Origin of the sequence: Ruegeria arenilitoris (assembly GCF_013035425.1) — a bacterium.
Taxonomy (GTDB): domain Bacteria; phylum Pseudomonadota; class Alphaproteobacteria; order Rhodobacterales; family Rhodobacteraceae; genus Ruegeria; species Ruegeria arenilitoris_A.
In genome coordinates, this window is sequence record NZ_WQHX01000002.1 from 262,614 (window position 1) to 285,378 (window position 22,765).

28 protein-coding genes are annotated in these 22,765 nt (G+C 52.1%); 15 read left to right on the forward strand and 13 right to left on the reverse strand.

All coding sequences use genetic code 11. The features are described from left to right. Positions 1 to 13 precede the first annotated feature (13 nt). A complete protein-coding gene (locus tag GOV45_RS06885; RefSeq protein ID WP_170475858.1) occupies positions 14 to 766 on the reverse strand; it encodes an alpha/beta fold hydrolase in 753 nt (250 codons plus the stop codon). 244 nt (positions 767 to 1,010) lie between these two features. Between GOV45_RS06885 and thrS the strand changes: the two genes are divergently transcribed. The 5 genes from thrS to GOV45_RS06910 all read left to right on the forward strand — a co-directional run bounded on the left by thrS (position 1,011) and on the right by GOV45_RS06910 (position 5,680). Further along, complete coding sequence (gene thrS / locus GOV45_RS06890; RefSeq protein ID WP_170475860.1) at positions 1,011 to 2,969, forward strand: threonine--tRNA ligase; 1,959 nt, start codon at positions 1,011 to 1,013, stop codon at positions 2,967 to 2,969. A gap of 221 nt (positions 2,970 to 3,190) precedes the next feature. Continuing rightward, positions 3,191 to 3,478 carry a BufA1 family periplasmic bufferin-type metallophore gene (locus GOV45_RS06895; protein WP_039531480.1) on the forward strand — a complete coding sequence of 96 codons (288 nt, stop codon included), beginning with the start codon at positions 3,191 to 3,193 and terminating at the stop codon, positions 3,476 to 3,478. A gap of 71 nt (positions 3,479 to 3,549) precedes the next feature. Next, complete coding sequence (gene bufB / locus GOV45_RS06900) at positions 3,550 to 4,407, forward strand: MNIO family bufferin maturase (protein ID WP_170475862.1); 858 nt, start codon at positions 3,550 to 3,552, stop codon at positions 4,405 to 4,407. After that, on the forward strand, positions 4,404 to 5,165 hold the full coding sequence (locus GOV45_RS06905) for an HvfC/BufC N-terminal domain-containing protein (protein ID WP_170475864.1): 762 nt from the start codon (positions 4,404 to 4,406) through the stop codon (positions 5,163 to 5,165). Before bufB ends, GOV45_RS06905 begins: the two co-directional genes overlap by 4 nt. After that, entirely contained in the window at positions 5,162 to 5,680 is a 519-nt protein-coding gene (locus GOV45_RS06910; RefSeq protein ID WP_170475866.1) for a DoxX family membrane protein, read from the forward strand. The genes GOV45_RS06905 and GOV45_RS06910 overlap by 4 nt, the downstream gene beginning before the upstream one ends. 1 nt (position 5,681) lies before the next feature. Here the strand turns inward: GOV45_RS06910 and GOV45_RS06915 are convergent, their stop codons facing one another. Together GOV45_RS06915 and GOV45_RS06920 are read right to left on the reverse strand one after the other, a co-directional pair. Further along, positions 5,682 to 6,050 (reverse strand): hypothetical protein, encoded by a 369-nt coding sequence (locus GOV45_RS06915; RefSeq protein WP_170475868.1) that lies wholly within the window; start codon positions 6,048 to 6,050, stop codon positions 5,682 to 5,684. A gap of 41 nt (positions 6,051 to 6,091) precedes the next feature. After that, the gene (locus tag GOV45_RS06920) at positions 6,092 to 6,409 is read right to left on the reverse strand and encodes an ArsC/Spx/MgsR family protein (RefSeq protein WP_170475870.1); all 318 of its coding nucleotides are present in this window, start codon (positions 6,407 to 6,409) and stop codon (positions 6,092 to 6,094) included. A 213-nt stretch (positions 6,410 to 6,622) separates the two neighbouring features. On the opposite strand from GOV45_RS06920, the gene GOV45_RS06925 reads away from it, so the two are divergent. Next, positions 6,623 to 6,829 carry a cold-shock protein gene (locus tag GOV45_RS06925; RefSeq protein WP_170475872.1) on the forward strand — a complete coding sequence of 69 codons (207 nt, stop codon included), beginning with the start codon at positions 6,623 to 6,625 and terminating at the stop codon, positions 6,827 to 6,829. 78 nt (positions 6,830 to 6,907) lie between these two features. On the opposite strand, the gene GOV45_RS06930 is transcribed toward GOV45_RS06925, so the two are convergent. Both GOV45_RS06930 and thyX read right to left on the reverse strand, forming a co-directional pair. Further along, positions 6,908 to 7,177, reverse strand: coding sequence for a hypothetical protein (locus tag GOV45_RS06930; protein WP_170475874.1), 270 nt, complete (start codon positions 7,175 to 7,177; stop codon positions 6,908 to 6,910). A gap of 92 nt (positions 7,178 to 7,269) precedes the next feature. Continuing rightward, positions 7,270 to 8,181, reverse strand: a complete 912-nt coding sequence (thyX, locus tag GOV45_RS06935) for an FAD-dependent thymidylate synthase (protein WP_170475876.1) — start codon at positions 8,179 to 8,181, stop codon at positions 7,270 to 7,272. A 178-nt stretch (positions 8,182 to 8,359) separates the two neighbouring features. Here thyX and GOV45_RS06940 point away from each other — a divergent pair, with 178 nt between their 5' ends. The 3 genes from GOV45_RS06940 to GOV45_RS06950 are packed head-to-tail and all read left to right on the forward strand — an operon-like array spanning position 8,360 to position 10,205. Continuing rightward, a complete protein-coding gene (locus GOV45_RS06940; protein ID WP_170475878.1) occupies positions 8,360 to 8,788 on the forward strand; it encodes a VOC family protein in 429 nt (142 codons plus the stop codon). Beyond that, the gene (locus GOV45_RS06945; protein WP_437436513.1) at positions 8,785 to 9,489 is read left to right on the forward strand and encodes a DUF1194 domain-containing protein; all 705 of its coding nucleotides are present in this window, start codon (positions 8,785 to 8,787) and stop codon (positions 9,487 to 9,489) included. Before GOV45_RS06940 ends, GOV45_RS06945 begins: the two co-directional genes overlap by 4 nt. Further along, positions 9,486 to 10,205, forward strand: a complete 720-nt coding sequence (locus tag GOV45_RS06950; RefSeq protein ID WP_170475880.1) for a DUF1194 domain-containing protein — start codon at positions 9,486 to 9,488, stop codon at positions 10,203 to 10,205. The genes GOV45_RS06945 and GOV45_RS06950 overlap by 4 nt, the downstream gene beginning before the upstream one ends. On the opposite strand, the gene GOV45_RS06955 is transcribed toward GOV45_RS06950, so the two are convergent. From GOV45_RS06955 to GOV45_RS06965, 3 genes are all read right to left on the reverse strand, one after another. Continuing rightward, positions 10,199 to 10,696: a MarR family winged helix-turn-helix transcriptional regulator gene (locus tag GOV45_RS06955; RefSeq protein WP_170475882.1), complete on the reverse strand. Its 498-nt coding sequence runs from the start codon at positions 10,694 to 10,696 to the stop codon at positions 10,199 to 10,201. The genes GOV45_RS06950 and GOV45_RS06955 overlap by 7 nt on opposite strands. Before the next feature lie 77 nt (positions 10,697 to 10,773). Next, complete coding sequence (locus GOV45_RS06960; protein ID WP_367648658.1) at positions 10,774 to 11,031, reverse strand: succinate dehydrogenase assembly factor 2; 258 nt, start codon at positions 11,029 to 11,031, stop codon at positions 10,774 to 10,776. Beyond that, entirely contained in the window at positions 11,028 to 11,420 is a 393-nt protein-coding gene (locus tag GOV45_RS06965; RefSeq protein ID WP_170475884.1) for a helix-turn-helix domain-containing protein, read from the reverse strand. Before GOV45_RS06965 ends, GOV45_RS06960 begins: the two co-directional genes overlap by 4 nt. 91 nt (positions 11,421 to 11,511) lie before the next feature. Here GOV45_RS06965 and GOV45_RS06970 point away from each other — a divergent pair, with 91 nt between their 5' ends. Both GOV45_RS06970 and GOV45_RS06975 read left to right on the forward strand, forming a co-directional pair. Further along, positions 11,512 to 12,714: a pyridoxal phosphate-dependent aminotransferase gene (locus GOV45_RS06970; protein ID WP_170475886.1), complete on the forward strand. Its 1,203-nt coding sequence runs from the start codon at positions 11,512 to 11,514 to the stop codon at positions 12,712 to 12,714. A gap of 12 nt (positions 12,715 to 12,726) precedes the next feature. Next, positions 12,727 to 13,131, forward strand: coding sequence for a hypothetical protein (locus GOV45_RS06975; RefSeq protein ID WP_170475887.1), 405 nt, complete (start codon positions 12,727 to 12,729; stop codon positions 13,129 to 13,131). Position 13,132: 1 nt separating this feature from the next. Here the strand turns inward: GOV45_RS06975 and GOV45_RS06980 are convergent, their stop codons facing one another. Next, positions 13,133 to 14,485, reverse strand: a complete 1,353-nt coding sequence (locus GOV45_RS06980; RefSeq protein WP_254447933.1) for an MATE family efflux transporter — start codon at positions 14,483 to 14,485, stop codon at positions 13,133 to 13,135. Between the two features lie 209 nt (positions 14,486 to 14,694). On the opposite strand from GOV45_RS06980, the gene GOV45_RS06985 reads away from it, so the two are divergent. Then, a complete protein-coding gene (locus tag GOV45_RS06985) occupies positions 14,695 to 15,567 on the forward strand; it encodes an alpha/beta fold hydrolase (RefSeq protein WP_170475891.1) in 873 nt (290 codons plus the stop codon). A gap of 25 nt (positions 15,568 to 15,592) precedes the next feature. Here the strand turns inward: GOV45_RS06985 and GOV45_RS06990 are convergent, their stop codons facing one another. Beyond that, the gene (locus tag GOV45_RS06990) at positions 15,593 to 16,201 is read right to left on the reverse strand and encodes a carboxymuconolactone decarboxylase family protein (protein WP_170475893.1); all 609 of its coding nucleotides are present in this window, start codon (positions 16,199 to 16,201) and stop codon (positions 15,593 to 15,595) included. A gap of 131 nt (positions 16,202 to 16,332) precedes the next feature. Next, on the reverse strand, positions 16,333 to 17,151 hold the full coding sequence (locus GOV45_RS06995) for a class I SAM-dependent methyltransferase (protein ID WP_170475895.1): 819 nt from the start codon (positions 17,149 to 17,151) through the stop codon (positions 16,333 to 16,335). A gap of 172 nt (positions 17,152 to 17,323) precedes the next feature. Here GOV45_RS06995 and parE point away from each other — a divergent pair, with 172 nt between their 5' ends. The 3 genes from parE to GOV45_RS07010 all read left to right on the forward strand — a co-directional run bounded on the left by parE (position 17,324) and on the right by GOV45_RS07010 (position 20,729). Next, positions 17,324 to 19,282: a DNA topoisomerase IV subunit B gene (gene parE / locus GOV45_RS07000; protein ID WP_170475897.1), complete on the forward strand. Its 1,959-nt coding sequence runs from the start codon at positions 17,324 to 17,326 to the stop codon at positions 19,280 to 19,282. A 9-nt stretch (positions 19,283 to 19,291) separates the two neighbouring features. Beyond that, positions 19,292 to 20,269: an MrcB family domain-containing protein gene (locus GOV45_RS07005; RefSeq protein WP_170475899.1), complete on the forward strand. Its 978-nt coding sequence runs from the start codon at positions 19,292 to 19,294 to the stop codon at positions 20,267 to 20,269. A gap of 178 nt (positions 20,270 to 20,447) precedes the next feature. After that, complete coding sequence (locus tag GOV45_RS07010; protein ID WP_170475901.1) at positions 20,448 to 20,729, forward strand: hypothetical protein; 282 nt, start codon at positions 20,448 to 20,450, stop codon at positions 20,727 to 20,729. A gap of 20 nt (positions 20,730 to 20,749) precedes the next feature. Here GOV45_RS07010 and GOV45_RS07015 read toward each other — a convergent pair whose 3' ends face one another. Together GOV45_RS07015 and GOV45_RS07020 are read right to left on the reverse strand one after the other, a co-directional pair. After that, positions 20,750 to 21,520 carry an alpha/beta hydrolase gene (locus tag GOV45_RS07015; RefSeq protein ID WP_170475903.1) on the reverse strand — a complete coding sequence of 257 codons (771 nt, stop codon included), beginning with the start codon at positions 21,518 to 21,520 and terminating at the stop codon, positions 20,750 to 20,752. A gap of 60 nt (positions 21,521 to 21,580) precedes the next feature. Continuing rightward, positions 21,581 to 22,726, reverse strand: a complete 1,146-nt coding sequence (locus tag GOV45_RS07020; protein ID WP_170475905.1) for an iron-containing alcohol dehydrogenase — start codon at positions 22,724 to 22,726, stop codon at positions 21,581 to 21,583. Between the last annotated feature and the right edge of the window lie 39 nt (positions 22,727 to 22,765).

Genomic DNA, 22,765 nt, shown 5'->3' on the forward strand with positions numbered 1-22,765 from the left:
CGTCCTATAACCCTCACGCATCAATCCTCATCACGTCTTCCACGGCCTGTTCTATCAAGGCAAGACAGCGCATGTCCGAAAACCGATGATCTGCGTCCTTGATTAAGAGCAGCCGCATATCAGGTCCGGTTGCATGCTCCAACAGTCGGACTGCGGTCTCAATTGACACTGCTGTATCTTCGGTGCCTTGCAAAAATCGAACTGGGTATGGCAGATCAAGTGGTCCGCGCAGGACCAGATGCTGGCGGCCGTCTTCGATCATCCGCTTTGTAATAATGTAAGGCTCCATGTAATCCGACGGAAGTTCAACATGACCAACGGTTTCCAACGCGGCTTTTTGCTCATCTGAGAAACTCGCCCAATAACCATCCTCGGTAAAATCCGGTGCGGCTGCAATTGTCACCATTCCAGAAATTCGATCAGGTAACACGCGCGCCAAAAGCAGGGCCTGCCATCCGCCCATCGAGGATCCCACTACTATAAGCGGGCCATCCGTCAGAGACCTCATGGCCGCGATTGTATCCTCGTGCCAGTCCCCGATACATCCGTCCGTAAATGCCCCGGAACTCTCTCCGTGACCTGAATAGTCGAAACGCAAAAACGGATACCCCCGCGATTTGGCCCAAGCCTCAAGATGCACCGCTTTGGTGCCTTCCATGTCCGATTTGAGGCCCCCAAGGAAAACAATGGTTGGCCCTGTCCCTTCACTTTTGTGATAAGCCAATCGCCTTCCTTGCGCCGTCTGCAGAAATTCCGTAGCTGCCATAAAATCCTCTTTGTGTTTTCCGCATCATGCACGCCCTACCCCTAAGTGCAATTGCCGGGATCCGCGACCTGTACCCAAATACATCCCGAGGAGTGATTGGTGTATTGGTCCGATTGCGATAGCGGGTCGGGGTACTATCGGCATCTTCCCTTGACATGCGCTTGTGCGCCTGCCAAATCAGCCGAACATTCATAACCCGCAACCGGGCGTTCAGTGGGCGCCAAACCGACGAGGAGAGCCAGCCATGGCCTTGGACTCACAGTCAGTCTCCCTAACTTTTCCTGATGGCAACTCACGATCCTATGAAGCTGGGGTTACCCCTGCGCAAGTCGCTGCCGATATCTCCACCTCTCTTGCAAAGAAAGCCATTTCGGCAACGGTGAACGGAAAGCACTGGGATTTGCAATGGCCTATTAATTCAGATGCTCAGATCGCCATCCACACCATGAAGGATGAGGAGCAGGCCAATGAGCTGGTTCGTCACGACTTGGCTCACATTATGGCCCGTGCCGTTCAGGAAATTTGGCCCGACACCAAAGTAACCATCGGTCCGGTCATCGAGAACGGCTGGTACTATGACTTTGACCGCGCGGATCCGTTTACACCAGAAGATCTGGGTCTGATCGAGAAAAAGATGAAGGAAATCATCAACAAACGCGACCCCGTGACAACAGAAGTCTGGGATCGTCAGCGTGCGGTGGATTTCTACACTCAGAATAACGAGCCTTATAAGGTCGAACTGATCGAGGCCATTCCCGGGGATGAACCGCTGCGCATGTACTGGCATGGCGACTGGCAAGACCTGTGTCGCGGCCCTCACCTTCAGCACACAGGTCAAGTTCCGGGCGACGCGTTCAAGCTGATGTCTATTGCCGGCGCCTACTGGCGCGGTGACAGTGACCGCGCGATGCTACAGCGTATCTACGGCGTAGCCTTTACCGGTAAGGAAAAGCTCAGGGCCCATCTGCACATGTTGGAAGAGGCCGCCAAACGCGATCACCGCAAGCTAGGTCGCGAGATGGACCTTTATCACATGCAGGAAGAAGCGCCGGGTCAGGTGTTTTGGCACCCTAACGGTTGGAAAATCTATACCACTCTGCAGGACTATATGCGCCGGATGCAGGAACGTGATGGCTATGTCGAGGTGAACACCCCGCAGGTTGTCGACCGCAAACTTTGGGAAGCTTCGGGCCATTGGGATAAGTACCAAGAGCATATGTTCATTGTTGAGGTCGACGAAGAACATGCGCGCGAAAAGGCTATTAACGCGCTCAAGCCCATGAATTGCCCCTGCCATGTTCAGGTATTCAATCAAGGTTTAAAATCATATCGCGACCTGCCGCTCAGAATGGCGGAATTTGGGTCGTGCGCGCGGTACGAACCGTCGGGCGCGTTACACGGGATTATGCGTGTGCGTGGGTTCACGCAGGATGATGGTCATATCTTCTGCGCAGAAGATCAGATTGAACCCGAAACCGCGAAATTCATCTCGTTCCTATCAAAGGTCTACGCCGATCTCGGGTTCCACGATTGGAACATCAAACTTTCAACGCGGCCTGAAAAGCGCATTGGCAGCGATGAAAGTTGGGACTTTCTTGAAAAAGCCCTTGGAGATGCCTGCAGGGCTGCCGGGTACGATTTTGAAATACTCGAAGGTGAAGGAGCATTCTATGGACCAAAGCTTGAGTTCACCTTGACCGATGCAATCGGGAGAACCTGGCAATGCGGCACCCTACAGGTCGACTCGAACCTGCCAGAACGCCTCGATGCGACTTTCATTGGCGCGGATGGATCCAAGCACCGTCCGTACATGCTGCATCGTGCGTGTCTGGGATCGTTCGAGCGTTTCATCGGTATTTTGATCGAAGAGCATGCTGGCAAGCTTCCGTTTTGGTTGGCTCCTCGACAAGTTGTCGTTGCCTCAATCACATCCGAAGCGGATGACTACGTGTTAGAGGTGGTCAACACTCTCAAAGTCGCAGGCGTCCGCGCCGAGGCCGATATCCGCAACGAAAAGATCAACTACAAAGTTCGCGAACATTCGGTCGGCAAAGTTCCTGTCATTCTGGCGGTCGGTCATCGCGAGGTGGATGATCGCACCGTAAGCGTCCGGCGGTTGGGCGAAAAACAAACGCATGTGCAACCGCTTGGCACTGTAACAAATGAGTTGTCGCAAGCCGCGACGCCGCCCGACCTGTTGTAACAATCGGCTGGAAATAGGCTAATATTCCGACCCCAATTTGGGGTCGGATTGAAACATTTTCTATTTTTAAATTAAAAAACAATGTGTTAACCTGCGATAATACATGACGATCTTTGACGGGGTTGTGAGACACGGGCTCGTGAATTCACCTGACACGCCTAAGCCACTACTTTTGTCATGTCACAAGCAGACATACGCAGTCATCAAAAGGATTACACGAGATGTCGAACACCGCAAAAACCCTGGTTATCGCAAGTGCCGTAGCAGCAGCCGTTTCAGGCGCTGCAACAACCGCATCCGCTCAAGCCAAAGAAAAGTGCTATGGCGTTTCGCTGGCCGGACAAAACGATTGCGCCGCAGGCCCCGGTACGACTTGTGCGGGCACATCGACCGTTGATTATCAAGGTAACGCCTGGACTCTGGTCGATGCAGGAACCTGTGCAGATATCGAACTGCCGGACAACCGTAAGGGTTCTCTTGAGCCGCTGGATCGCGACCTGCCGGCATAAAGTCGACTAAGCGAATTGTCGGGGGCGGGCAGCGTCGCCCGCCCCCTTCTTCGTGATCAAGGGAATTGCTTATGTTAGATGATGCGCTCAGGTCAAACCGTTTGCCCGCCGCGCCTGGTGTTGGCTACAAACCGCAACATTTCTCGCAAATCCTTGAAAACGCACAGCCCGTGGCTTGGCTGGAAATACACGCCGAAAACTATATGGGGGATGGTGGCAGGCCGTTGGCGCAGCTGCGGCATTTATCAAAGCAGTTTCCCATTTCCGTGCACGGTGTTGGCCTATCAATCGGTGGAGAAACCCCATTGGATTTGGACCACCTAGCCAGATTGAAGCATCTGGTGGGTTGGCTAAACCCAGCCAGCTTTTCCGAGCACCTAGCGTGGTCAACCCATGACAGTCATTTTCTAAACGACCTTCTGCCCCTGCCTTACACTGGCGCGACCCTTACAAGGGTCTGCGAACACATTGAGCAGGTTCAGGAAACGGTCGGACGCCAGATGTTGCTAGAGAACCCGTCCAGCTATCTGGCATTTGAAGAAAGCACTTGGTCCGAGCCTGACTTTTTAAGTGAAATCGTATCCCGGACCGGATGCGGGATGCTTTTAGACGTGAACAACGTTTTCGTATCGGCCACCAATCTGGATTTTTCACCACAAGAATATATCGACGCTTATCCATTGGATAAAGTTGGCGAAATCCACCTTGGCGGCCATGACGAAGACAAAGACGACCACGGTCATCCTCTTTTGATCGATAGCCATGGGCGAGAGGTTGCCAATCCTGTTTGGAAGTTGCTTGACTACGTTTTGGAAAAATCGGGTCCGAAACCGGTTTTGGTAGAGTGGGACACTGACATTCCAGACTGGCCTATCCTACAAGCGGAAGCGGACCGAGCGCTTGCGGCCCTAGAACGGGTTCCGGCATGAGTGTTTCGCAAACAGCATTCAGCGCGGCCATCTTGGATGCCACCCATCCCGTACCCGAGGGTTTGATCGACGCAAAGGCTCAACCGGCGGGAGGCCGTTTCAGTGTTTATCGTAATAACGTGGCAGTGTCGCTTACCGAGGCAATGCAACAAGCTTTTCCTGTCGTCACCAAACTGATTGGTAAACAAAATATGGACGGCCTGGCCGGAATATTCTTGCGGCAATGCCCGCCCTCCTCACCTTTGATGATGTTCTACGGCGAGGAGTTTCCGGAGTTTCTGGGTGGAATGGCGAAATTATCTCATCTGGGTTACCTGCCAGATGTTGCGCGTCTGGAGTTGGCCCTGCGACATGCCTACCATGCCGCTGACAGTACGGCCATTGACCCCCAATCGCTTGCCATTCCACCAGAAGACCTGATGCAAGCGAGGTTGACACTGGCACCAGCTGTTCAGGTTCTGTCGTCGGATTGGCCGATTTACTCGATTTGGCAGTACAATACGCAACCAAATGCAGCCAAGCCAGAGCCCCAAGCGCAAGATATTTTGGTTACACGACCTGAGTTCGACCCCCTACCGGGCCTTCTATCTGAAGGAGGCGTGATTTGGATTGACCTAATCCAGAACGGGACGTCAATCGGCGAAGCATTCGAAATCACCGTGACCGAAACCCCTGAATTTGACCTCGGAAGCACTCTGGCGCTGCTTTTGCAGGGCGGCGCAATAACATCAGTGAATATTGAAAGGCCCGGGACATGAATGCTCTGATCTCAAGCTACAACAACTCAATGGAAAAGGTAGACCTTGCCTCTGGTTGGTTGACGCCGACCTTGGCGAGGCTGGTCTTTATTTCCGTTCTGTTGGTTTATTATTGGAACTCGGCCATGTTGAAGATTGACGGATCAATCTTCTCTCCGTCTGCTGGCGCGTTCGGTCAGATTTTCCCCAAGGCCGCCGAGGCCGTACTGTATGATGTCACCCAAATGACCTTTTTTCAGAGGATAGTGATTTTTTTCGGCACGGTAGTTGAGTTTGTCTTACCGGCGCTTCTGTTGGTTGGTCTGCTTACTCGGCTGGCTGCCCTTGGCATGATCGGGTTTGTTTGGGTCCAAACATTGGTCGACGTTAACGGACATGGCGTAAAGCTTGGCGGATTGTTCGACAATGCCGTGACACTGATGGATCAAAGAGTGATGTGGACCTTCTTGTTCCTTGTGATTGCGATCAACGGCGCAGGTCCTATTTCGCTGGATCGAGTCCTACGCCTTAAATAATTTAGAAATGCGCCTTGGGCTCGTCCGGTTTTCCTGCGGCCAGCCCAAGGAGCCCTGCTACACCAGCAAAAGCTATGGGGAACATAGTAAAAACGCCAAATCCAAAGGCGTAGTACATGCCCGCTGCGGAAATCAGCAACAACATCCCAGCTAGCAGTGCCCTTGCGTGGGCCATGGCCGCACCTGCGATGGCAAGTAAAGGTGCCAGGATGGAAGCAGTCTGCACCAATTGCGGGTTTTCAACCTGCTTGGCGATTCCTTCTATCTCGCCAAACTGGTCAATGAATTCGACAAACCCATAACCAAAAAACCCGACGATCATACCGACAAGCCCAGCTATTACGCCCAAAACCATAGTGGCGTTACGCATCTACTACTCTCCAAAGTTGTCGGACCTACATATGCAACCGCTTATGTAACGCCAAGACCCTTGCGTGTTTCTTCTGTCCATCCAAGGAACAGATTGCCATCTGACTCGATCAGTGGGCGTTTCATCAGAGTCGGGTATTCCTGCAACAACACCTCTATCGGCTGCTGACGAGCTTTTTCATCCAGCTCACGCCAGGTAGTTGATCGCGTATTGAGCAAAGCTTTGCCGAAATTTTTGAGGGCCTTTTGCAACACTTCGTCCGGCATGCCATGCGCGCGCACGTCTACAAATTCAACTTTTGGAATTATTTTCAAAGCCTTGCGGCAAGTATCGCAAGTTTTCAGACCGTATAGGCGCATTTTTTGGAAGTTCCCGTGGTAGTTAAAAATTGGGCAATAATATCATCTTAACCCAGTTATTCTTGATTTTTTACATTACCGTGCAATGTTGAAAAAGACGAAACACGCAATTCGGGCCGTCTCGTTTGGGCGAAACAGTGATGCGTTGCGGTAGCGTCAACCACTACCCCGTCAATTTAGGGGAAAACGTGAAGGTAGAAGGAGACACGGGAAATGCCAACTGGCACCGTGAAGTGGTTTAATACAACCAAAGGCTATGGGTTTATCGCCCCCGATGAAGGCGGCAAAGACGTGTTTGTTCATATCTCAGCCGTTGAACGCTCCGGTTTGACCGGGCTCGCAGACAATCAAAAAGTCGCGTATGAGTTGCAGGACGGACGCGACGGACGCCAAATGGCGGCTGATTTGAAGCCATTATGACTGCATTTCCGCCTTTGGCGGAGAATTTTTGAGCAAGGTTAGCGGCCCCGATTTGGCCGTTAACCGTCTTACCCGGGTTCAACCGCGTGCAGGCTCTTCGATTTTATGAGCGAGCCAATCTTTTCCCATTGCCACGATGCAGGATGTGCCATTTGCATAAGTGATAACCATTGTCCAAGCACCTGACCTGCTCGTCCAAACTTCCATTACCTGCTCGGGACTGCGGACGCCGGTTGCAACCCTGTGCGACCCGAATTGGCGGGTCAACTTGTCATGCATATGGATAGTGGGCTCACAGATAATTTCCGCGATTGGTGATTTCGCTTGAGCTTGGTCCCCAAGCATCATCGCAAGGAATAAGCACGTGAAAACTTTGTATGTCCTCATAAGCCTAATGTAACAGGTTCATGACAAAACGTATAGACAAATGATATGCGAAATCAGCTCTCTCGAATCACATCTTCGAACTCTCGCCATTCTCGCGCGGTCATTCCAGAGTTTTCCCGAGTAACCTCTTCACCTGACAGCATCCGGCGCAAACATGAAACCATCTGTGCGGATAGATTCACCGCCCCAAGACGGTAGTCTTCAAAGGCGCGGTAAGCAAAAGGAACCCAATCCGCCACTATTTTGCACATGGTTTCAGCATAAATCCGAATCTCGTACTGAGCATGCGGATCTGCGCGAAGGCGAAGAAAATGGAACAGGTTGTGCAGATCCACTTTCCAATACCACTGCGTGTAGATGTTCGCAGGCAGGTTCATCCGAGCAAGTTCGCGCGCAAGACCCTGCTGCCCGTCCTGCCCGATCATAGCTTCATAGTTATCATAGCAGCGGGAGCTGTCGGCTTTGAGTATCTCAAGAACACGTGCGGCTTCCTCGCCGGTCAACATCTCCCCTCTGCCTTGGTTGTTAACCGCAGACTGCGCGGCAATGTGCTCCGGCGCCGGAATATAGAACTCACGGTCAAGTATCGAATACCGCGCTGAGTATTCGTTCACATTAGCAGTACGATGGCGAATCCATTGACGAGCGACAAAGACCGGCAGCTTGACGTGCAACTTGACTTCGCACATTTCAAACGGTGTCGAATGCCAATGCCGCATAAGATAGCGGATCAACCCCTCGTCATTCTGCACCGACTTTGTGCCTTTGCCATATGACACACGAGCAGCCTGACAGATCGCAGCGTCGTCACCCATATAATCGATTACGCGAACAAATCCGTGATCCAGAACCTGGTGCGCTTTGTACAGGTGGTCTTCCATACCCTCAGAAACGACGCGGCGGGTTTGTGTCACCTGCGCACGTTGTTCTTCGATTTCGGCCAATTGCTCGGAAGACAGCAGCATGAAACGGTCCTTTCCAGAAATGAGTCGCCGACCACTATATATCGACACAAGCGCCTACGAAACCGCGATATGTGCGGCTCGCGAAGTAACATCGAAATTGTATTTCCCTTGCCCTCTCGACACGCTCCCGCTGCGCGCTAAGCTGCAACCAATCTAAATTGACATAAGGAAAGCCACGATGGGGCTGAAATATCTTCACACTATGGTTCGCGTGAAGGACCTAGAGAAATCCCTTGCTTTTTACCAATTGCTTGGCCTGAAGGAAACACGCCGCTACGACAGCGAAGCTGGCCGTTTTTCATTGATCTTTCTGGCGCCACCCGGGCAAGAGGATGCGCCGATCGAACTGACCTACAACTGGGATGGTGACGCCGACTTGCCAAGCGACAGCCGCCACTTTGGTCATCTGGCCTATGGCGTCGATAATATTTACGAGACCTGCCAACATCTTCAGGACAATGGCGTTGTAATCAACCGTCCCCCACGGGATGGGCGTATGGCCTTTGTTCGCTCGCCTGACAATATCTCAGTCGAGCTATTACAGAACGGCGACTCGTTAGCACCGGCGGAGCCTTGGGCGAGCATGGAAAGCGTCGGCCACTGGTGATCCCCAGATTGATAACCATTGGGCTGGTCGGTTTGGCCGGCCCAGTCCAAGCCGAACAATGTCGCCTCGCGCTGGCGCTAGCCATTGACATTTCGACGTCAGTAGATGCCCAGGAAGACGCATTACAAAGACAAGGCTTGGCTGCAGCCCTGATCGCTCCGGAGGTTGTTGACGCCTTTTTGTCTAATCCATCACCGGTAGCTTTGGCAGTCTACGAATGGTCAGGGAGTTTCAACCAAACTTTGCTGTTGGACTGGCATTTAGTGGATTCCCAGGATGACCTTCTATTCGTCGCTCAAAAGATCAGCGCGTCAGAACGTTCAGAGCAGGACTCTCCGACCGCTATGGGCCATGCCTTGGCGTACGGCGCGACACTTATGCAGCGCGCACCTATGTGCTTGTATCAAACCATAGATATTTCTGGTGACGGCAAGAATAACGATGGTTATGCGCCGCAAATCGCATATCGACACTTTCCATTTCACAACATCACGGTCAATGGGCTGGTCATAAATGCTGCAGATTTCGAAGGCGAGATCGATCTTATTCCGTTCTTTCGGGAAAACGTCCTGCACGGCGCCGGAGCCTTTCTTGAAATCGCTGACGGATTTCAAGATTTCGAACGTGCCATGCGCCGCAAATTAGAGCGTGAGTTGAAGAGTTTTCAGCTAAGCGAGATGTGGACAACCACGGTTCAATGATGCGGATAATGGTTCTTTTCCTCTGCCTTTTGGCCGGATCTCTGTCCGCCCAATGCCGCCAGGCCTTGGTTTTAGGATTGGACGTTTCAGGTTCAGTAGATGGGTCCGAATATCGTTTACAACTGAACGGGTTAGCCGCCGCGATGCGACGGCCAGAGGTTATGCAACTGATCCTGTCAAACCCCGAGGCACCAGTTCGTTTAGCGGTTTTTGAATGGAGCGAACCAAGACACCAACGCGTTTTGATAGAATGGACCACTGTTCAATCGCCAGATGACATTTTGAAAATCGCGCAAACGCTGGAGGCATCGCCACGTAGCAACGCACCGCTTGGCACTGCTGTTGGATCGGCAATGCTTTTCGGAGCCAACCTTCTTGCAGATCAAGGTAACTGTTGGAAACGTACGCTGGACCTGTCCGGTGACGGCAAGCACAATCTCGGACCGCACCCGCGCGAAGTCAAATCTGCACTTCAAACGGCCGGAATAACGATAAACGGACTGGTGGTCGGAGCCGATGATCCGAACAATGGCGATAAACGCTACGTTCAAGTAGGAGAACTTTCTGCATACTACAAAACATGGGTCATTTTGGGTCCCAACGCGTTTATTGAGGTGGCGTTGGGATTTGACGATTACGAGGCAGCAATGACCCGCAAACTGATCCGTGAACTTGAGGGGTTGAGCCTGTCACAGCTCAGCTTGCCAAATCAATAAATATACCGGATCTGATCGGTCCAATATCGTTCGACTCTGCGTAACGATCCAGTGATCTCATCTATCACCTCGGGGCCCAAAACGCCGCGACTTTGCAGACCTTCTGCATGACGGGCAAACAGTTCTGCAACCACGTCACGGATTTCACGTCCTCTAGGCGTAAGCCGCACCCGGACTGACCTTCGGTCAATCTCGCATCGTTGATGATGCATATAGCCCATTTCCGCCAGTTTTTTCAGGTTGTAGCTGACGTTGCTACCCTGATAGTAACCTCGGCTTTTCAGTTCCCCCGCTGTTACCTCATGATCACCGATGTTGAACAGCAACAAGGCCTGAACCGCGTTAATCTCCAATACACCGACTCGCTCGAACTCATCTTTGATGACATCCAAAAGCAAACGATGCAGACGCTCGACTAAAGCGAGCGACTCAAGGTAACTGGTCATGAACCCTTTGGTTCCCGGCACTGAAACCTGCAATTCCATACTCATCTAACCCTCCGATTCAATCGTACTGTTTCAGGCAGGATGAGAGGAAATTCCCAAAATTCAGTTAAGCCAATTTTGTATTATTTTTGAAATGTCTTTGAAATGTCTGCGACCAAATCGACAAATTGTTCAGGTGGTAACGTTTGTCCAGTCACCCATTGATAAAGGTCTTGATCATTTTCTTGCAGAAGCGCGTCATAGTTCGCCAACCCCACAGCATCCATTTTTTGCAGGTTTCGATCAGCGTAAGCTGACAGAATCAAATCCATCTCTTTTATACCGCGCCGCGTCGAACGCATCTTCATGCGCTTGATCCGCGTCTCTCTGGTTTCGTTCACTTTGTCTCTTCCAACATCAGCCTAAGTTTTTTCTCGAGTCGGGCGGCTCGCTCGGCACTTGCGCGCATCTCACCGCGGATTGCGCGTAGTTCAGCTACGACGCCTGCCAGTTCAGGTCGCTCTTTATCGGCATCGAAGGGTTCGTCCATTCCTTCGCCTTCGCCGGTCAATAGCCACATGATCGAAACATTGACCATGCCCGCCATCATCGAAAGGCGGTTCGCGCGTGGTTCGGACAAGTCATTTTCCCACGCCGCGATAGTCGACTTTTTTACCCCCAGCCGACGAGCGAGATCCGACTGGGTCATTCCCGCAGCCTCACGTGCGCCCGCCAGCCTGTCCCCAAAGGTCGCTGCGTCTGGTCCGAACCAGTCGTTTTCCGTGCTCATCAGAGCCTCCAACTCGTATTTTTCTTTGGCTTGATCGTTGTTCGGGCGCACCCTATGACAGTCAGGCTGAACATACAAACCGAGGCCGCCCATGAGTTTCCTGTCTGCGACATTGTCACGCGTAAAACCATCGCCCACCATTGCGATGACAGCAAAGGCAGCCGAGTTGAAAGCCGCTGGGCGCGACGTCATTGGTCTAAGCGCCGGCGAACCGGATTTTGATACTCCTCAGAACATCAAAGACGCAGCAGTTGCAGCCATTGCAGCGGGAAAAACGAAATACACCGCTCCTGACGGAATTCCTGAACTGAAACAGGCCGCTTGCGCTAAAATGAAGCGAGATCATGGGCTTGATTACACACCTGCACAAATTTCAGTCGGGACTGGCGGCAAGCAGACGCTGTATAATGCACTGATGGCCACCATGAACGAAGGGGACGAAGTGGTAATTCCCGCCCCTTACTGGGTCAGCTATCCCGATATGGTTCTTCTGGCGGGCGGAACTCCTGTGATTGCTGAAACATCTCTTCAGACCAATTTCAAATTGACTGCAGATCAACTTGAAGCAGCAATCACACCCAAAACCAAGTGGTTCATCTTCAATTCACCGTCAAACCCCACCGGAGCCGGATACAGTAGGGCAGAGTTGAAAGAGTTGACTGATGTGCTGATGCGTCACCCGCACGTTTGGATCATGTCCGACGATATGTACGAGCATCTGGCCTATGATGGCTTCGAATTCTGCACACCGGCAGAAGTTGAGCCTCGTCTTTATGACCGCACTCTCACGTGCAACGGCGTGTCCAAAGCCTATGCCATGACTGGCTGGCGTATAGGGTATGCGGCTGGTCCGGTTGAAATCATAGCCGCGATGCGAAAAATTCAGTCTCAATCTACGTCGAATCCCTGCTCGATCAGTCAATGGGCAGCAGTCGAAGCCCTAAACGGGACACAGGACTTCTTGGCGCCGAACAATGAAACTTTCAAACGGCGCCGCGACCTTGTCGTGGAGATGTTGAATGCAGTGGAAGGTATCTCGTGCCCAACACCCGAGGGCGCATTTTACGTTTACCCGTCGATTTCGGGATTAATCGGGAAAACCACGCCAGCGGGGACGGTCATCGTCGATGATGAAACCTTTGCATCAGCCCTGCTGGAAGAAGCAGATGTAGCGGTCGTGTTTGGAGCGGCATTTGGCCTGTCTCCGAATTTTCGGGTTAGCTATGCGACCTCTGACGAAGCGCTGAAAGAGGCTTGCTTGCGGATTCAACGCTTTTGCGCAGCACTGACCTGACGGAGTATTATGATGTCAACCGAGTTGCCAGAATATTACTTTCGGGTACGTGAAAATGGCGCCGTGGTTTTCAAGATCGACACCGAAAATCGCCAGCGTCGGATCGAAATGGACCAGATTGCTGTGATCAACATTCGAAATGGCGAGGTCAAACCACACGGGCAACGTATATTGTCCGAGGCTGATAACGCAGAAATCGCGCGATGGGTGGCAAGCCGCAAGAACCTTTTGGAAAGAAGGGACATCGACGATATCCATCGGGCTGTCGATCACCTGAACTTGACGGCGCAATGGGCGCAATCCAAGGCTACGGAAGATCAGCTTGAAGAAATAACAGACAACTTGTTGATGGCGATGCACGACCTTCGCTCAGTACTTGTAAGGAAAAAAGCGGATCGGTTGCGAAAGACTGATTAACCTATCCTGCCGAGGCTGCGACAGTGCGGATAGAGCGCAGCCAAAACCGTGCCATAAGCAAAACCGCGGCACATGCCAGCCCAAGCACAAGACCCAGCCATATTCCAATACCATCCATCCCTTGAACGAATCCAAAATAATAGGACGAGGGGATACCCACAGCCCAGTAACTGAGCGCGGCCATTATCATAGGGATTTTCGCATCCTGTAGTCCGCGTAACAGACCCAACGCGATCACCTGTGCACCGTCCACCAACTGGAATAAAGCAGCCATTGCCAAAAGACCCGAACCGATCGCCACAATCTGTGTGCGCTGCGGGTTATCTGGTTCCATGAACAAGGAAATAAGCGGCTCGGCGCAGGTCAAAAATAGGATAATCGTCAGGATAGACACGGCCAATGACATTACCGTCACAGCAATTGCACCTCTTTCCAGATGTGCCCGGTCACGACGACCCAAAGCGTTGCCGGCTCGGATCGTAGCCGCGTTAGAAAGCCCCAAATGGATCATGAACGTAGCCGAGGCGAGATTTAGCGCGATGCCGTGAGCGGCCAACGGAACCTTACCTATCCACCCCATCATAAAGGCAGAAGTCGCAAACAATGAAACTTCGGCCAAAAGCGTCAGGCCGATGGGTACACCCAGTTTCAGAACACTTGCGAACATCTCCCAATCAGGACGCCAAAACCTTTGAAACAAGCTGTGTTCGGGCAATACGCTTACCGCGTAGATTACCACACAAAGCAGCGAAACAATTTGCGTTACGACTGAGGCAATTGCAGCACCCATGACACCCAGTTCCGGCGCGCCCCAATAACCAAAAATCAACGCGTAATTAGTAACAGCGTTCACCAATGCTGCTGCGACGGTTATCCAAAGAACGATCTGAGTACGCTCGAGTGCGGCGAGGTACGATTTCAAAACCATCACTAGTAGAGCGGGAATTATTCCCCACCCTGCCACACGCAAATATTCCGAAGCGGTTTGTGCCACCTGTGGCTCTTGCTTCAGGGCTACAAGAATCGGGTGAGACCACCAAAGCAATGGCATCGTCAGTGCTGCGTAAACAAGGGAAAGCCAAAGTCCCATGCGGGTTGAGCGACGAATACTAGTTTCATTTTCTTCCGCCGCAGCAGTTGCCACCATTGGCATGACCGCCAAACCGAACCCGGCACCGAATAAAAAAAGCACAAAGAAATAGCTGCTAGCCAGGGTCACAGCAGCCAAAGCCTCGACCCCATACCACCCCAACATAACAGTGTCTGTAAGTCCTATGGCGAATTGGGCCAGGTGCCCGCCAACCAACGGCAAACCCAAAATGGCAATGGCTCGGAAATGGCCGGGATATGTCATGGTCTTGTTCATCGTCTCAGCCATATTCCCGGCCAAACCGCGGGACAAGAGCAGATCGATTAAATTTCAATTTGAGACTACGTTATTGCAAAGTTTCACAGGCAGCATGTTTTTCCCGAACCTGTTTTGTCGCTTGATTGCACCAAGTTGATTTACTCTAACATCACGAAATAACGTCGGAACCGCGACACAGTATTTGAAAGCCAACAATGGACAGCAGATTCGTCGATCTGAACGGACGGCCATTTTTTGTCAGAACTTGGGGAAGCGAAGACAATCCTCCGCTACTAATGCTGCACGGATTTCCAGAATACGGCGGTGCCTGGTCTGATCTTGCCCCGTTTCTGGCCGATAGGTTTTATTGCATTGCTCCTGATCAACGCGGATATGGACAAAGCTGGGCACCCGACGGCGTAGAAAACTATACACTTTCACATCTTGTCGCGGATATGGCGGCTTTGATTTCGACCCTCAAATCACCAGTAAATGTTCTGGGCCATGATTGGGGGGCTTCAGTCGCCTACGGCCTTGCAATGTTCAGGGGTCAACTGGTGGATCGCCTAATAGTAGCGAATGGGGTTCACCCAGCGCCATTTCAACGCGCATTAGCAGCTGGCAAGGCGCAAACGCGAGCATCTCAATACATCAATCGATTGCGGGCTCCCGACGCCGCCGCTGCGCTGTCAGAGGATAATTTTTCTAAACTCGAACATTTCTTTCGTCACGGCATGGGATTGGATTGGCTCACTGAAGATCGAATGGTCAAATACCGCGATGAATGGGCTCGACCAGGTCGACTTGATGCTATGTTGAACTGGTACCGTGCTTCGCCTCTTGTTGTTGCAAAGCCGGGAAAGCCGCAGACCGATATACCGGAATTGCCAATTAACCGCCTGCAAGTTCCTTGCCCACATCTTTTGCTCTGGGGGGACGAGGACATAGCCCTGCTACCCGAATCAACTGAAGGGCTGGAAACTTTTGCGCCAAACCTTACTCGCGTCTCAATTCCCGGCACAGACCATTGGCTTCACCACGAAAAACCAGATTTGGTCGCAAATGAGATTTTTAACTGGCTGAAGTAAATTTTGAGCCAACAAAACGAGATGCTCAGCGGTGACCCCAGTCTTCCGGGTTATCGGAGTTGTTCGGGGACAGCCCCAACACGTCCCCTTCGGTCGAACATCCCAAACCCAATACCGTGCGATTGGCATAGGCGAAATAAGCGCAAACCTGATTGATCTCAAGAATTTCGCCATCATCCCAACCAACTTTGCGCAGAGCGTCGACGTCTGCCTCGGTCATTCCAGCTGGATCTGTTGTCAACTTGCGCGCATATTTCATAGCCTTGACCTGCGCCGTGTCTATCGGTGCCTGCTCGGGCTCACCGGCCTCAATCGCAATCCGAATTTCGCGAACGCGAGGGTCGTCCGCTAGCAGACGTCGAAGCCCGTTAAAATGGTGTTCGACGCAATAGGAACAGCAGTTGAGCGAACTCACCCAAACACCGAGAACCTCAAGAAACCATTTGGGCACCCTATTGCCAGAATGATGCAAGACTGACTTGTAAATAGCCATATGACCTTCCATCGAGTGCGGCCGAAGGCTGTGCGCCATCATGATATTGTCGACATTGTTGTCAGGGCCAGTGATACGGTCGTACAGTTTCTTAAGTTTGCCTGTTGCCCTGTCAAAAGGAATGGTTTCTATCCAAGTCAATCTATGTCCTTTCTTTCCCAGCGCCTGCTTTGAGAAAACACTACTGCGCCCCGAAGATTCAGCGACAATAAAATCTCTGAAATTCTGCTTTTACAATAGGTTATCTACTGGTTCGCAGGATCGCAAAGCAACTAGGCCCCATGTTTGTGACACACGAATGTCGTAGCAGACAGCGGCATCTTCATATCCGTTGCACCAAAACTGCGGTGTATCGAAGCCAGCATTTTCTTGGCTACTTCTTCGGGTGAAACGCGACCCCGTTCCTTTATCTCATCGATCAGTGGATTGCCAAACACCAAGGCCTGGGCAAAAGATTCCGGATCCTTTATGAGCTTTTCCAATCGGATTGTCTCATATTCGACTTCTGGCCATCCTGCGTTCGTCAGGTCCGCCAATACCACTTTCGGATCGCCGTAGTGAAATGGTACTGTGTAGAACCCCGGCGGATCATCGGGGAAAAAGCTCGCCGCTACATCATTTGCCATTTTAGAGAAGGGGTTCTCCTCCATTGGACTCCAAACGTTGAAAACATAGCGGCCGCCGGGTTTCACAACCCTCAGGGCTTCGCGAAACGAGGCAACCTTGTCTGGAAAGAACATTACGCCAAACTGACAGACCACGAGGTCGAAACTTGCGCTTTCAACTGGCAAATCCATAGCATTTGCCACTAAAAATTTTACGCTTTCTCCCGCGCCAAACTTCGCTTTTGCTACGTCCAGCATCGGTCCATTAAGGTCGGTAACAACCAAGGAGCATTCGTTAGACAAGCTGTCTCGCAGCTTTCGGCTGACGATGCCGGTTCCCGCCGCCAGTTCGATCGCGGATAGTACTGTTTCGTTGCAACACGCTTCGACAAGGTGATTGGCATAATCCTCAAAAATATTTGGACCCAGACCCTTGTCGTAGTGATTAGGTATATCACCAATGAATCCAGAAGCGTTCGTACTCATGTGAAGTCTCCGATGCAATCAAGGTGAAGTGTTCCTTCCAAGCTATCAGGAAACGACCCATAGGTCGAAAATGATGTTTTGCGGTTACAAATCCACAACACCTCGCGCCCCCCTTCCCCCAGACCACATCACCTGCCATAATGTGGGAAACAAATAAGTAAGAGCAGCACCCATGCCAGACGATCTGTTGACGCCCGAAGCCACTGCCGCCTATGACGCCTCTTCGATTGAAGTCCTTGAGGGACTTGAACCGGTACGCAAACGTCCTGGCATGTATATCGGCGGCACGGATGAACGTGCGCTGCACCACATGGTCGCTGAAATCCTCGACAATTCGATGGACGAAGCCGTGGCGGGACACGCCAACAGGATCGAAGTAGAGCTGCATGAGGATTACGCACTGACTGTTCGCGACAATGGTCGGGGGATACCGATAGATCCGCATCCAAAGTTCCCTGACAAGTCAGCATTGGAAGTAATCCTTTGCACTTTGCACGCGGGCGGTAAATTCTCAGGCAAAGCGTACCAAACGTCAGGCGGTTTGCACGGGGTTGGCGCATCTGTGGTCAATGCTTTGTCCGACTCGATGGTTGTTCAGGTGGCTCGCGACAAACAATTGTTCGAGCAGAGATTTTCGCGAGGCGTCCCTCTGGGCCCGGTCGAAAAACTTGGGGCCGCCCCAAACCGGCGCGGTACAACTGTGACCTTCCACGCGGACGAAGAAATCTTTGGGCATCACAGGTTCAAACCTGCGCGTCTTTTCAAATCCATACGTTCCAAAGCCTATCTGTTTTCGGGCGTGGAAATCCGTTGGAAATCAGCTATCGACGATGGCGAAACCCCCACCGAGGCAAGCTTTCACTTCCCTGGCGGCCTGTCGGACTATTTGAACGAGACGATGAACGGATCGTCCACTTATGCCGATCAGCCGTTTGCCGGAACCGTGGATTTTCAGGAAAAGTTCGGCGCCCCCGGCAAGGTCGAGTGGGCAATCAACTGGACACCCTCGCGCGATGGGTTCATCCAGTCCTATTGTAATACTGTCCCAACACCCGAAGGCGGTACGCACGTAGCGGGTTTCTGGGCGGCGATCCTTAAGGGTATTAAGGCGTACGGTGAACTGATCAACAACAAGAAAGCTGGTCAAATCACGCGCGATGACTTGATCACCGGTGGTTGCGCTTTGGTCAGCTGTTTCATCCGAGAACCGGAATTTGTGGGCCAGACCAAAGACCGTCTAGCGACGGTCGAGGCGCAGCGGCTTGTTGAAAACTCGGTTCGTGACCATTTCGACAACTGGCTGGCTGCCGATACGAAATCCGCCGGATCGATTCTCGACTTTCTCATCCTTCGGGCCGAAGAACGCCTTCGACGCCGTCAGGAAAAGGAAACCGCCCGCAAATCCGCCACTAAGAAACTTCGCCTGCCAGGCAAGCTGGTGGATTGTTCTTCGCAGACCCGCGACGGTACGGAATTGTTCATTGTCGAAGGCGACTCGGCTGGCGGCTCGGCCAAAATGGGACGCGACCGCAAAACTCAGGCCCTGCTACCGTTACGCGGGAAGATTCTGAACGTGCTGGGCGCGGCCAGTTCGAAACTGGGCACAAATGCCGAGATCAATGACCTGACGCAGGCGTTGGGCGTGGGTCTTGGCACCCGTTTCAATGTCGATGACCTGCGCTATGACAAGATTATCATCATGACAGACGCGGATGTGGACGGGGCGCATATCGCCTCTCTGCTGATGACGTTCTTCTTCACCCAGATGCGCCCGATGATCGATGCAGGCCACCTGTACCTTGCCTGCCCGCCCCTTTACCGCCTGACCCAAGGCGCGAAACGCGTCTATTGCCTGGACGAGGCCGAGCGTGACGAGTGGATGGAAAAAGGTCTGGGCGGCAAGGGCAAGATTGATGTATCCCGCTTCAAAGGTCTGGGTGAGATGGATGCGAAGGACCTGAAGGAAACCACGATGGACCCCAAATCCCGGAAATTGATCCGGGTCACCATAGATGAGGACGAACCCGGCGAGACCGGAGACCTTGTCGAACGCCTGATGGGCAAAAAACCCGAACTGCGGTTCCAATACATTCAGGAGAACGCGCGGTTTGTGGAAGAGTTGGATGTTTGAGTAATCTAAATGCTTCATGAATATTTGTCGCGACTTGCACGTGATTACGTCTTTGAACGAGCAAAAATTTTTTCAGGAAGTGAATTCGGAAACTTCGTTAGACACGACATAGCAATAGAAGCCAAAAAGCGCCTTTTGTTTTTGCCTTACGAACTCGAGGTAAAAGCGAGTGTCGGCCAATCTCGTTGGGCTTCGGTGCCTTGGCTAGCATTCTTCGATCCACTCATCACGGAAACTGCAACACGCGGATTCTATTTCGTTTACTTAATTAATGCACACACCGAAGAGATCGTGCTTTCGCTCAATCAGGGCACAACAGAGGTTTACCGAGAATTCGGAGAAAACGACAAAGGACGGAAAATTCTGGCTCGTCGAGCTGTCGACTTGACCGAGCGGGTTTCTGATTTTTCTGAAAGATTTTCCACCGATCCTATTGATCTCGGCTCGAGTGAAAAACTTCCAGCAGGGTATGTTGCAGGACATGCGTTCGGAAGGGTTTATCAGGCAGATACACTTGATGCCCAGCAATTCTATGAAGATTTTGAAATAATGCTAGCGGCCTACAAGGCTCTCGTAGACCGAGGAGGCAGAACGCCTGTTGACACCATGATGGAGGAAGCCGGGACTACAAATATCCTCGAAACTAGGAAATATATTCTCTCAAGACGAATTGAACGCGCAAAAAATGTACGATCGCGCGTTTTGGAGCGTCGCGGACTAAAGTGCGAAGGCTGTGGTCTTGAGCCAATTGAACATTATCGCTACGAAGGTCCAATCGACAACATTCCGCTGGATGTACACCATACAAATCCCATCAGAGAGCTATCAGAGGGTGAAACGCGCAGGTATCAAATTCCCGACGATTTCCTAGTGCTTTGTCCAACTTGTCATCGAATGATTCACAAACAGAATGATGAAGCTGATATTGATTTACTCAAGCGCAGAGTAAGCTTTGTCCACGCCACAAAAATATCTCAGCAGGTCTAACAGGCCACAAGAGAACCACGTCGGGCACAAACCAATAAAACTCGCCAAACGCACCCTTGCCTAACCCGTTGATCTCCTTCACACTTACCCTCAAACCGTCAACCAAGAACGATATTTGAGGTTCCGAGCGTCCAAGACCCAAGTTGAACGACAACAAACTTTCGAACGGGAGGACGACATGAAGACATTGACCCTTGGGCTGGCCCTGACCCTGCTGGCCTCGCATGCATCGGCGCAACAGATGCTGAGCACCGCTTCACCCATTCCAGACGGTGCCGAGACGCGGTTTTGCTATTACGATGGTATGGCCTATTCACCAGATTCATTTATCCTGCTTGTGGGCGATAACACCGTGACCTCTACCGTCAGCAAGATTGAAGAGCGGTTGTTGCGGTGCCATCGCAACGATGACGGATCCCTCTCGTGGCGACCTCAGAGTACTTTCCAGTTGAATAAGTAACCCGCTGAAAGGTGAGTATTTTAACCCACCTTGCTTTCAAGCCAATCCACAATTTGCCCGGCAGGTTTTTCCCAGCCGGGCTCCATAAACAGAAAATGCGCGTGGTTCTTTACGGGCAAGAAAGTGGCACGGTCTCCGTACAGTTTAGCTAGTGCACGACAGGTATTAGGGTTCACTGCGCGATCCTCGGTCCCCGAAACGATCAGGACCGGGCAATCGACCTTTTCGATATCAACCTTCATCGCATGGTCGTCGTCAAACATCCAAAAAAACATCTCGAACATGACCCGCCCGCTTTCGGCACCTAACTGATCGAAGACCTCATGCTGCTGCGCTTCGGGCATCTTATTGAGAGCAAAGGGTGCCATCAGATCGAATTCAACGCGCATGGGCTGTTTCCAAAACGCCCCACCCTCCATCAGCGCCCGCGGAACTGCACGTTCGTCATCAGTTTCTGGCAAAGTGCCCCACGGCGCGTTGGGATTGATCAGTACGATTGCGCTGGCCAACCCGCGAGACGCCACCTGCTGCGCCACGACGCCTGCAATAGCATGGCCTAAAATAACCGGCTTGCTATCAAGCCCTTCCACGAATTGCGCGATATCATTTGAATAATCCATGACACTGGTATCAGTCAGTCCCGGATCAGGCGCGGCCTCTGGATTACCACCGTGATATCGCAGCGCCGGCGTATGGACAGTCCAACCCCGGTCGCGAAAAAAACCAGCGTAATCCGCCATACACCACGGTCCGGCAAATGCACCGTGGATCAGAACAATCTCTTTCGCCATGGAAAATGCTCCCTCGTTTCATAGCAGTATGAAAGGTGAGGGAGATGTTCCGCAAGAGCCTTAGAGCGCAGCTTTGAACAGAGCGGTCAGATTGGCCTCGGTCAGCTCAATCGGGTTGCCGCCACAAGACGGATCTATGATAGCCCCCCGCACTAATTCGGGGATATCCGCCTCGGTCACGCCCAATTCTGACAGTCCGCGAGGTATGCCAAGGCTATCGTTAAAGTCCTGAACAAACTTACGAAATCCGTCGAAACCTCCGCCGATGCCGAGGTAAGCTGCGGCGGCTTGGAAGCGATCCGCAATTGCCGTTGCGTTAAAATCCAGCACCGAAGGCATGCATACCGCATTGGTTGTGCCGTGGTGGGTGTTGAAAACCGCACCAATTGGGTGGCTCATCGCGTGGATTGCGCCAAGACCCTTCTGAAACGCTGTTGCGCCCATGGCTGCCGCGCTCATCATCTGTGCCCGGGCTTCGATGTCTGTTCCATCAGCATATGCGCGCGGCAAATAATCTTTGACAAGGCGCATACCTTCCAAAGCAATCCCCTGACTCATCGGGTGGTAGTGCGGGCTGGAAAACGCCTCGACACAATGGGCAAACGCATCCAGCCCAGTACCGGCGGTAATAAAGTTTGGCATACCTACCGTCAGTTCTGGATCGCAAATTACTACCGTCGGTAAGACCTTGGGGTGGAAAATGATCTTCTTGGCATGGGATTGAGAGTTGGTAATAACACTGGCGCGACCTACTTCAGAGCCTGTTCCAGCGGTTGTCGGTACCGCGATAATTGGTGCGATTGCGTCGGCATCAGCGCGGGTCCACCAATCGCCGATGTCCTCGAAGTCCCAAACCGGACGTGTTTGACCGGACATAAAAGCAACCATTTTGCCCAGATCCAGCCCAGATCCGCCCCCAAATGCGATCACACCGTCATGACCGCCTGCATTATAAGCAGCCACGCCTGCATGGAGGTTCTTTTCGTTGGGGTTCGGGTCCACATCGGCAAACAAACCGCGGCCCAGATCAGAGTCTTCTAAGATATCCAACGTTGACTGCGTTATCGGGAGGTCTGCCAGTCCTTTGTCGGTAACCAAAAGAGGATTTTTCATACCCGCCGCTGCACAAGCCTCTGGCAGCTCCCGGATACGGCCTGCCCCGAACTTGATCGTGGTCGGATAAGACCAGTTTCCAACAAGAGACATTTCTGTTTTCCTTTTTTGCTTTGCGGTGTCCTAAGAAAT

What these genes read in the sequence shown, in the direction of transcription:
- GOV45_RS06885 (WP_170475858.1), bottom strand. Translation starts at nt 766, where the DNA reads ATGGCAGCTACGGAATTTCTGCAGACGGCGCAAGGAAGGCGATTGGCT.
- thrS (WP_170475860.1), top strand. Translation starts at nt 1,011, where the DNA reads ATGGCCTTGGACTCACAGTCAGTCTCCCTAACTTTTCCTGATGGCAAC.
- GOV45_RS06895 (WP_039531480.1), top strand. Translation starts at nt 3,191, where the DNA reads ATGTCGAACACCGCAAAAACCCTGGTTATCGCAAGTGCCGTAGCAGCA.
- bufB (WP_170475862.1), top strand. Translation starts at nt 3,550, where the DNA reads ATGTTAGATGATGCGCTCAGGTCAAACCGTTTGCCCGCCGCGCCTGGT.
- GOV45_RS06905 (WP_170475864.1), top strand. Translation starts at nt 4,404, where the DNA reads ATGAGTGTTTCGCAAACAGCATTCAGCGCGGCCATCTTGGATGCCACC.
- GOV45_RS06910 (WP_170475866.1), top strand. Translation starts at nt 5,162, where the DNA reads ATGAATGCTCTGATCTCAAGCTACAACAACTCAATGGAAAAGGTAGAC.
- GOV45_RS06915 (WP_170475868.1), bottom strand. Translation starts at nt 6,050, where the DNA reads ATGCGTAACGCCACTATGGTTTTGGGCGTAATAGCTGGGCTTGTCGGT.
- GOV45_RS06920 (WP_170475870.1), bottom strand. Translation starts at nt 6,409, where the DNA reads ATGCGCCTATACGGTCTGAAAACTTGCGATACTTGCCGCAAGGCTTTG.
- GOV45_RS06925 (WP_170475872.1), top strand. Translation starts at nt 6,623, where the DNA reads ATGCCAACTGGCACCGTGAAGTGGTTTAATACAACCAAAGGCTATGGG.
- GOV45_RS06930 (WP_170475874.1), bottom strand. Translation starts at nt 7,177, where the DNA reads ATGATGCTTGGGGACCAAGCTCAAGCGAAATCACCAATCGCGGAAATT.
- thyX (WP_170475876.1), bottom strand. Translation starts at nt 8,181, where the DNA reads ATGCTGCTGTCTTCCGAGCAATTGGCCGAAATCGAAGAACAACGTGCG.
- GOV45_RS06940 (WP_170475878.1), top strand. Translation starts at nt 8,360, where the DNA reads ATGGGGCTGAAATATCTTCACACTATGGTTCGCGTGAAGGACCTAGAG.
- GOV45_RS06950 (WP_170475880.1), top strand. Translation starts at nt 9,486, where the DNA reads ATGATGCGGATAATGGTTCTTTTCCTCTGCCTTTTGGCCGGATCTCTG.
- GOV45_RS06955 (WP_170475882.1), bottom strand. Translation starts at nt 10,696, where the DNA reads ATGAGTATGGAATTGCAGGTTTCAGTGCCGGGAACCAAAGGGTTCATG.
- GOV45_RS06965 (WP_170475884.1), bottom strand. Translation starts at nt 11,420, where the DNA reads ATGAGCACGGAAAACGACTGGTTCGGACCAGACGCAGCGACCTTTGGG.
- GOV45_RS06970 (WP_170475886.1), top strand. Translation starts at nt 11,512, where the DNA reads ATGAGTTTCCTGTCTGCGACATTGTCACGCGTAAAACCATCGCCCACC.
- GOV45_RS06975 (WP_170475887.1), top strand. Translation starts at nt 12,727, where the DNA reads ATGTCAACCGAGTTGCCAGAATATTACTTTCGGGTACGTGAAAATGGC.
- GOV45_RS06980 (WP_254447933.1), bottom strand. Translation starts at nt 14,485, where the DNA reads ATGACATATCCCGGCCATTTCCGAGCCATTGCCATTTTGGGTTTGCCG.
- GOV45_RS06985 (WP_170475891.1), top strand. Translation starts at nt 14,695, where the DNA reads ATGGACAGCAGATTCGTCGATCTGAACGGACGGCCATTTTTTGTCAGA.
- GOV45_RS06995 (WP_170475895.1), bottom strand. Translation starts at nt 17,151, where the DNA reads ATGAGTACGAACGCTTCTGGATTCATTGGTGATATACCTAATCACTAC.
- parE (WP_170475897.1), top strand. Translation starts at nt 17,324, where the DNA reads ATGCCAGACGATCTGTTGACGCCCGAAGCCACTGCCGCCTATGACGCC.
- GOV45_RS07005 (WP_170475899.1), top strand. Translation starts at nt 19,292, where the DNA reads ATGCTTCATGAATATTTGTCGCGACTTGCACGTGATTACGTCTTTGAA.
- GOV45_RS07010 (WP_170475901.1), top strand. Translation starts at nt 20,448, where the DNA reads ATGAAGACATTGACCCTTGGGCTGGCCCTGACCCTGCTGGCCTCGCAT.
- GOV45_RS07015 (WP_170475903.1), bottom strand. Translation starts at nt 21,520, where the DNA reads ATGGCGAAAGAGATTGTTCTGATCCACGGTGCATTTGCCGGACCGTGG.
- GOV45_RS07020 (WP_170475905.1), bottom strand. Translation starts at nt 22,726, where the DNA reads ATGTCTCTTGTTGGAAACTGGTCTTATCCGACCACGATCAAGTTCGGG.